6 protein-coding genes are annotated in these 7483 nt (G+C 61.5%); 3 read left to right on the forward strand and 3 right to left on the reverse strand.

What is annotated here, in order from left to right; genetic code table 11:
• On the forward strand, positions 1 to 220 hold a 220-nt coding region (locus ACK543_RS11990), incomplete at its 5' end, for a hypothetical protein (RefSeq protein ID WP_409943080.1).
• Positions 221 to 329: 109 nt separating this feature from the next.
• On the opposite strand, the gene ACK543_RS11995 is transcribed toward ACK543_RS11990, so the two are convergent.
• Entirely contained in the window at positions 330 to 770 is a 441-nt protein-coding gene (locus ACK543_RS11995; protein WP_409943081.1) for a helix-turn-helix domain-containing protein, read from the reverse strand.
• Between the two features lie 120 nt (positions 771 to 890).
• Here ACK543_RS11995 and ACK543_RS12000 point away from each other — a divergent pair, with 120 nt between their 5' ends.
• The gene (locus tag ACK543_RS12000; RefSeq protein ID WP_409943082.1) at positions 891 to 3122 is read left to right on the forward strand and encodes a site-specific DNA-methyltransferase; all 2232 of its coding nucleotides are present in this window, start codon (positions 891 to 893) and stop codon (positions 3120 to 3122) included.
• A gap of 77 nt (positions 3123 to 3199) precedes the next feature.
• On the opposite strand, the gene ACK543_RS12005 is transcribed toward ACK543_RS12000, so the two are convergent.
• The gene (locus tag ACK543_RS12005; protein WP_409943083.1) at positions 3200 to 3916 is read right to left on the reverse strand and encodes a phosphoribosyltransferase; all 717 of its coding nucleotides are present in this window, start codon (positions 3914 to 3916) and stop codon (positions 3200 to 3202) included.
• Between the two features lie 43 nt (positions 3917 to 3959).
• Here ACK543_RS12005 and ACK543_RS12010 point away from each other — a divergent pair, with 43 nt between their 5' ends.
• Positions 3960 to 6923, forward strand: coding sequence for a DEAD/DEAH box helicase family protein (locus ACK543_RS12010; RefSeq protein ID WP_409943084.1), 2964 nt, complete (start codon positions 3960 to 3962; stop codon positions 6921 to 6923).
• A gap of 55 nt (positions 6924 to 6978) precedes the next feature.
• Here the strand turns inward: ACK543_RS12010 and dtd are convergent, their stop codons facing one another.
• Entirely contained in the window at positions 6979 to 7452 is a 474-nt protein-coding gene (dtd, locus tag ACK543_RS12015; RefSeq protein ID WP_409943085.1) for a D-aminoacyl-tRNA deacylase, read from the reverse strand.
• Between the last annotated feature and the right edge of the window lie 31 nt (positions 7453 to 7483).

Genomic DNA, 7483 nt, shown 5'->3' on the forward strand with positions numbered 1-7483 from the left:
AGATCGAGTTCAGTTTGTTCGGTACAGTTTGGATTCGGCATGGCTCGCTCGTTCATCAAGTTTCTACACCTCGATAAACGCGCACTCAAAGGGCCATGCCGTCATCGTTTTTACGGAGGACGGTGAAATATCCGGGCTAGAAAAGCAACGCCGCAGACTGCCCGAGCCCGCGCCAACGCAGACCGTGGGGAGTGATGCAGAGGCTCTCTGGCGGCAATGAAGGGGTTCCCGTCGGGATCCATGGGGCCAGCGGGAGCGTCCGACCTCCACCGTCCATCGAGCCCAATCGATTGCCAACACATCGCAACCAGCGATTGAACCCATCGCGATCACCTCTGATCTGAATCGGGCAACCGTGCAGAGGCAGGCGACTGCGCATCGCTGCCATGCACCTGGGCAAAGGTCAGGATGACCTCGCGGATCAGCTTGCGCTGCGGGGGCGGCAGCTGCAAAAACGCGTCAAACGTCTCGCGCTCCAGGTAGCCCACTCCCTCCGCCCAACGCTGCTGGTGCTCCCGAACCGATTTGCGCACCGCGCCACCAAAGCGCAGAACGTCGGGTTCGACCTTGAGCACCCCGGCCAGCACGATCAACTTGTCCTGCGCCGGAATGGACTCGCCACGCAACCAGCGCGACACCGCCTGAAATGTGACCGACCGCCCCCAGTAGTTGGCATTGAACAGATTGAGCAGCACGGCCGGGCGCGGCTCCAGCCCCGCATCACGCATGGCCGCTTGCAGACGTTCGGCAAATTTCAGCTTCTGATCCATGCCGAAACGTTAAATTTCGGTTGAATTTGCACTGAACTTTGTGTTGTACGATCAATTGAATTATTCATTCAACTATCGATTGAATCGGCTGCCGTCAGGCACCGCTGCGCACAACACTCCATGCCCAAGTCCCTGCTTGAACAACTCCCCGAGATCGTGGCCCAGGGCCGCAAGGAAGCCGAAAAAATCCTGGAGGGCATCGAAAGCCGCCACCGCGTGAGCCTGCAAACCCGTGAGGTGGTGCTGCCTGCCAAAGACACCGCCGCCACCGACTGGATCACTGCCCAGGCCCGCGCCGACCGGCGTGAAGTGTTTGCGCCGGGGCAAGGCAGCCTGCTGCCAAATGCACAGCCACTGCGGGGGGCCGCTCCCGTTCGCCCGGAGCCTGTCGAAGGGCAGCCCTGGGCCAACCGCCTGATCTACGGCGACAACCTGCTGGCCATGGCCGCCCTGCTGGCGGGTGACGACACCACGCCCGGCCTGCGCGGCAAGGTGGATTTGATCTACATCGACCCGCCGTTTGACAGCAAGGCCGACTACCGCACCAAGGTCACGCTACCGGGCTTGGAGCTGGAGCAAAAGCCCACGGTGATTGAGCAGTTTGCGTATTCCGATACGTGGAGCGATGGCACAGCGTCGTACCTGGCCATGATCACGCCGCGCCTGATCCTGATGCGGGAGCTGCTGGCGGATACCGGCTCCATCTATGTGCATCTGGATTGGCATGTGGGGCATTACGTGAAGCTGGTGTTGGATGAGATATTTGGGAAGCGAAACCTGTTGAACGAAGTGGTTTGGATGAAGACGAAACCAAAAGGCGGAACCCCAACTGGTAGCGTTCATGACACCATGTACTGGTTTGCGAAAAACGCAGACCTTGCGAGGGTGAACTTCGTCTACAGGGACCATTCTCCTGAATATGTCGAAAAGACCTACAAGTATTCAGATGAAGGTGGCCGATACGGTCTTGTCACTTTGGATGCACCCGGGCCAGGACCAAGTCGACGTTTTGGTGAGAGGGAAATTCCACCTCCGACGGGTAGACATTGGGCATGGACGCAAGATCGAATCAACGAGCAATTCAAGCTGGGAAATGTTGTTGTAGGACCGCAGGGTGCTGTTTATCAAAAGCGCTATTTAGACAAAACAGATGGCCAAGTCGTGGGTAGTCTGTGGATCGACGAAGATGTACGAATCGGTCTTATGGATTCGAGCAAAGAAGCAGTTGGCTACGACACTCAAAAACCAGAACGCCTCTTACAAAGAGTAGTTCAATCGGCCACATCACCTGACGCATTGATCGCAGATTTTTTTGCTGGCTCCGGCACCACAGCCGCCGTTGCCGAAAAACTAGGTCGCCGCTGGATCACCACCGACCTGGGCAAACCGGCCTGCATGATCATGCGCAAGCGCCTGATCGACCTGGAGGCCAAGCCCTTCCTGTACCAAGCCATTGGCGACTACCAGGTAGAAGCCGCCAAGGCCACGCTGGGCCGCGACTTCCGCATGGGCGACCTGTCGCACATCGTGCTCTCGCTCTACGGCGCGCTGCCACTGCCTGCGGATGTGAACCCGCAGCGCAACCTGGGCCAGATTGCGGGCGTGGAGTTGGGCGAAGGTCATGGCAAAAGGCGGGGCAGCAAAACGCTGGTGCTGGCCGACTCGCCCAACAAGCTCACCGGCATGGCCACGCTCAAAAAGGCCATTGCCCAGCGCGACAACCTGCTGGGCGGCTGGGACCGCGTGGTGGTGCTGGGCTGGAACTTTGAGCCCAGCATTGGCGAGACCATCACCGCGCTGAACGACTCGCGCCTGGAAGTGCTGGTGATTCCGCCCGACCTGATGGACCGGCTCAAGAAAAAGGGCGGCATCGACAAGCTGCGCGGGCAGGTGCGCTTTTCGTCGCTGCAGTACCTGACGATCCATCCGATCACACGCCAGGCTTCGACAAGCTCAGCCCGAACGGATGGGGTGGCAGGTGGGGTGGCACAAGAGACGCTGACCGTGCAGCTCAAGAACTACGTGCTGCTCTCACCCGAGGCCATCAACCTCGACGATGCCAACCGCATCAAGCTGCAGCAGATTGCCAATGCCGAGCCGCTGGCCCTCATCGAATACTGGGCGGTGGACCCGGACTATGACGGCAAGGTGTTCCGCTCGGTGTGGCAGGACTACCGGGGCAACACGGCGAACGATGCCGACGCGCTGCGTGTGGTGACGACGGCGACCGTTACTGCGCCCGCAAAACCCATAGGCCCCTCTGGCAGCCCAGGCCCACGCAAGGTGTGCGTGCGGGTGGTCGATGTGTTTGGCTTTGAGGCCGAAGTCGTGACGACGGTAGGGACAGCGTGAGTGGTCAGCGTGCGGGAACCACGCGCGCTTGTGCGCTGAGAGATGCACGCACCGACACCAGCGCAGCCAACTCGTGCTTACTGGATCGCAGCAATTCGATCTCGGATGGTGTCAGCCGTCTCGGTGCGGGTGAGGTACCGAGCTTCTGATTCAGTAAGCGCGTCGAAGGGGTGAGCGAAACGTTCGACCCACCAGTTTTCAAGTTCTGTTCCATGTTTCAACCTCAATTCTTGCAAACGCCCGACAGACAAGGCCAGCTTGGCGGAGTGGGGCTTTCCGGGCAAGCAGACAGCCGCTACTACCTTGCCACCCTCAGATTCGATGTACCCCTTCATATTGGCCAGAGTGCCCCCCATGTCCACGAAGTCGTCCACCAGCACGTAGCTGCATCCGCTCTGAATGGCTCCTGCAAATTCCGCCTGGCGTGCCATCCGCGAAAAGCCATCGGCACCGGTATGAGCCACGACGTTGACCTGCAGCACCGCCGTGTCCACGGGCCAATTCAGCACACTGCCCAGCGCATCGGCAAATACCTCCGGGATGGCATTCACGCCATCGCGCTCATAGGCGTGGGCGCTGACCAGCGTGGGAGTGGAGCCGCTCAGCAAATTCAACAGCTGGGCGTTTTTCTGCGGATTCATCGTGGCCTGCACCAGGTCCAAAGCCGCATTTCCATCCCCCGACTTTGCAGCTCCATAAGCGGGGTGCTGCTTGACTGCGGACTCACTGGCGTGAATCAGCACATCGGGGAAATCACCCCATGGCGTTCGGGGTGGACGTATCAACTCGGACATGTCTGCATTTTGGCATGCGGCCCCTTTTTTAAGGCCCCTCACCATGACACACACTCCTGACCAACTTGCCCTCGCCGCAGGCCTGACCGCAAAAACCCAGCAACTGTGCCTGGGCCTGGAATCTGGCGCGGCAGACATTCTGGATCTGGTGACGCCCACCACCGCCGAACTGCTGCTGTGGTGGTTTGGCGAGGACATGGTGCTGTCCCGTCAGGGGCTGAACTTCCACACGGGGCAAAAGCAAGCGATCTTGAATGCCATCGTGGCCCACGAAGTGCTGGGGCAGGAGCGCGAGCGCTGGACGCTGCTGGACCTCTACCAGGCCTGCGCGCCCGATGCGCTGCTGACCGGCAACCGCATGAACGAGGTGGCAAACCCCAAACACGGCCACCCCAAATACTGCTTCAAGATGGCCACGGGCACCGGCAAGACCTGGGTGATGCAGGCGCTGATGGTGTGGCAGTTGCTGAACAAGACGGCAGCCTTGGCCGAGGGCATCGACGATGCACGGTTTACCCGCCAGTTCATGGTGGTGGCTCCGGGATTGATCGTGTATGAGCGGCTGCTGGATGCGTTTTGCGGCAAGCGGGTGGCAGGCAGTGCGGGCGGCATGGTGCGCGACTTCAGCACCTCAGACGTCTTCAAGTTTGCCGACCTGTTTGTGCCCGAGGCTTATCGCGATGCGGTGTTTGCCTTTGTGCGGGGCAATGTGTGCAGCAAGGCCGAGATTGGCCTGAAGGCCACCGGCAACGGGATGATCGCCATCACCAACTGGCATTTGCTGGCCGAAGGTGAGGTTCTGGACGACACGGTGGACGACGTGGAGGCCCTGGGCGCACCGCTGGACCCGCATCTGGTGGTGGGCGCCGTGCTGCCGCTCACGCCCGGCCGCGCTACCGGCAACAGCCTGGACGTGCTGGACCGCCGCTATGCCAGGGGCAACGTGCTGGAGTTTCTGGCGGGCTTGCCGGAGCTGATGGTGTTCAACGACGAGGCGCATCACATCCACGAGTTCAAGAAGGAAGGCGAAACCACCGAAGTGGAATGGCAAAAGAGCCTGAGCCGCATCGCCGCCACCAAGGGGCGGCGCTTTGTGCAGGTGGACTTTTCGGCCACGCCTTACAACGACGTGGGCAGCGGCAAGCACAAGCGCAAGCTGTACTTTCCGCACATCGTGGTGGACTTTGACCTGAAAAGCGCCATGCGCGCCGGACTGGTGAAGTCGCTGGTGCTGGACCGGCGCAAGGAGATTGGCGCACTGCCGCTGGAGTTCAAGGCGGAGCGCGATGAATCGGGCAACCCCGCGCTGAGCGAAGGCCAGCGCGTAATGCTGCGCGCGGGCCTGAAGAAGCTGCGCAAGCTGGAAGCGGATTTTGCCCAGATCGACCCGCACCGCCACCCCAAGATGCTGGTCGTGTGCGAGGACACCACGGTGTCACCCTTGGTAGCCGAGTTCCTGCGTGAACAGGAGGGGCTGGGCGAGGACGAGGTGATGACCATCGACTCCGGCAAGAAGGCGGAGCTGGGTGAGAAGGACTGGGCGCCCGTGCGGGAGCGCTTGTTCAGCGTAGACAGCCATGCCACACCGCGCGTCATCGTCAGCGTGCTGATGCTGCGCGAGGGGTTTGACGTGAACAACATCTGCGTCATCGTGCCGCTGCGCTCCAGCCAGGCGCAGATTCTGCTGGAGCAGACCATTGGCCGGGGCTTGCGCCTGATGTGGCGCGATGCTGAGTACAGCGACCTCAAGCGCGAGAACCGCGAGCGCATCAATGCCGGACAGGAGCCCGGCAGCCTGATCGACGTGCTGTCGATCGTGGAGCATCCGGCGTTTCAGTCGTTCTATGACGACCTGCTGAACGAAGGTCTGGCTGGCACGACGAGTGAAGCGACCGATGACACATCCAGCACCGGTGACGTGATGGCGGCAGAGCTGCGCGAGGGGTTCGAGGCGTTTGACTTCTCCATCCCGTTCATCCTGCAAGAGGCTGATGAAGTGCGCGACCATGAGGAACTGGACGTGGATGCGCTGCCCGCCTTCACCACCATGGGCCTGGATCAGCTGGTGAGCATGCTGGGGAAAGGCGACACCTTCATCTCGCAAGACCTGCAGAGCGCCACGCTGTTTGGTGACTACCGGGTGAATGGCGCGGTGATGAACGTGGGCGGCTACAACGAATACCTGTCGCGCCTGACCCGCCGCATCAGCCAGGCGCTCAGCGAGCCCATGCCCAAGGGCAACAAGATTGCCACGCATCTGGCCAAACCGTACCTGCAGGTCAACACGGCAGAGCTGACCGGCTGGCTGGATGACTACATCTGGACGCGACTTTTCGATACCGCCTTTGACCCTCACGACAACGAGCACTGGCGCGTGCTGCTGCTGCAGCCCGTGGTGGACCACATCACCAAGATATTTGCCGTGGCGCTGCTGGAGTCCGAACAAAAACACGTCACCGGCCAGACGGAAGTGCATCTGCGGTTGTTGAGCGAAGTGCCCAAGCTGATGCTGCGCGAGAGCCATTCAGTGGAGGTGAGCAAGTGCATCTACACCCGGCTGGGCTGGCCCGCGCGCAACGGCGGGCTCGAGCGGGCTTTTATCCACTGGGCACAGGCGGACACGCAGGTGCAAGCCTTTTGCAAGATCAACGAGACCCGGCACACCTTCGCCCGGCTGCGCTATGTGAAAGAAGACGGCTTGCCCGCCTTCTATTCACCTGACTTTCTGGTGCGCACTGCCGATGCGGTGTACCTCGCCGAAACGAAAGCCCAACAACAAACCACGCACCCCAATGTGCAGCGCAAGCTCAAGGCGGCGCTGGCGTGGTGTGAGCGCATCAACGCCCTCACGCCCGCGCAGCGGGGCGGCCCGCCGTGGCATTACGTGCTGCTGGCAGAAAACGTGGTCTACGAATGGCAGGCCAAAGGTGCGCGCCTGGCAGAACTGCTGGATTACGCCCGGCTTCGTCCTCTGGCCCATGCTGCGCTGCAGACCAGCCTGCTTTGACCGATGTTTAGGCCAAATCAGGCCGGGGTCCAGGTAAATTCATACCCTTTAGCTATCATTTTTGAATCACCGCAGGAGCCATGCGCAGCGGTATGGTCACCGGCCCGTCATTGACCAGGTGCACCTGCATGTCGGCCGCAAACTGGCCTGTGGCCACCACCGGGTGCAAGTTGCGCGCCTGGGCCACCAGGTAGTCGTACAGCCGCCGCCCTTCATCGGGCGCAGCAGCCTGCGTGAAGCTGGGGCGGTTGCCGCCCGAGGTGTCGGCCGCCAGCGTGAACTGGCTGACCAGCAGCAGGCCGCCGCAGGTTCCCAGCCCATCCACGTCCTGCACGCTGCGGTTCATCTTGCCCGCAGCGTCGCTGAAGACGCGCAGCTTGAGCAGCTTGGCCAGCAGCCGGTTGGCCTCGGCCTCGGTGTCGCCGCGCTCGGCGCACACCAGCACCAGAAGGCCCTGGCCGATGGCGCCCACGGTCTGGCCGCCCACCTCCACGCGGGCCTCGCGCACGCGCTGCAACACGCTGATCACTGGATGGCTCCCTGGGGGTCGTCGCGGGGGT

Origin of the sequence: Acidovorax sp., assembly GCF_046341535.1 — a bacterium.
Classification (GTDB): Bacteria; Pseudomonadota; Gammaproteobacteria; order Burkholderiales; family Burkholderiaceae_C; genus Acidovorax.

What these genes read in the sequence shown, in the direction of transcription:
- ACK543_RS11995 (WP_409943081.1), bottom strand. Translation starts at nt 770, where the DNA reads ATGGATCAGAAGCTGAAATTTGCCGAACGTCTGCAAGCGGCCATGCGT.
- ACK543_RS12000 (WP_409943082.1), top strand. Translation starts at nt 891, where the DNA reads ATGCCCAAGTCCCTGCTTGAACAACTCCCCGAGATCGTGGCCCAGGGC.
- ACK543_RS12005 (WP_409943083.1), bottom strand. Translation starts at nt 3,916, where the DNA reads ATGTCCGAGTTGATACGTCCACCCCGAACGCCATGGGGTGATTTCCCC.
- ACK543_RS12010 (WP_409943084.1), top strand. Translation starts at nt 3,960, where the DNA reads ATGACACACACTCCTGACCAACTTGCCCTCGCCGCAGGCCTGACCGCA.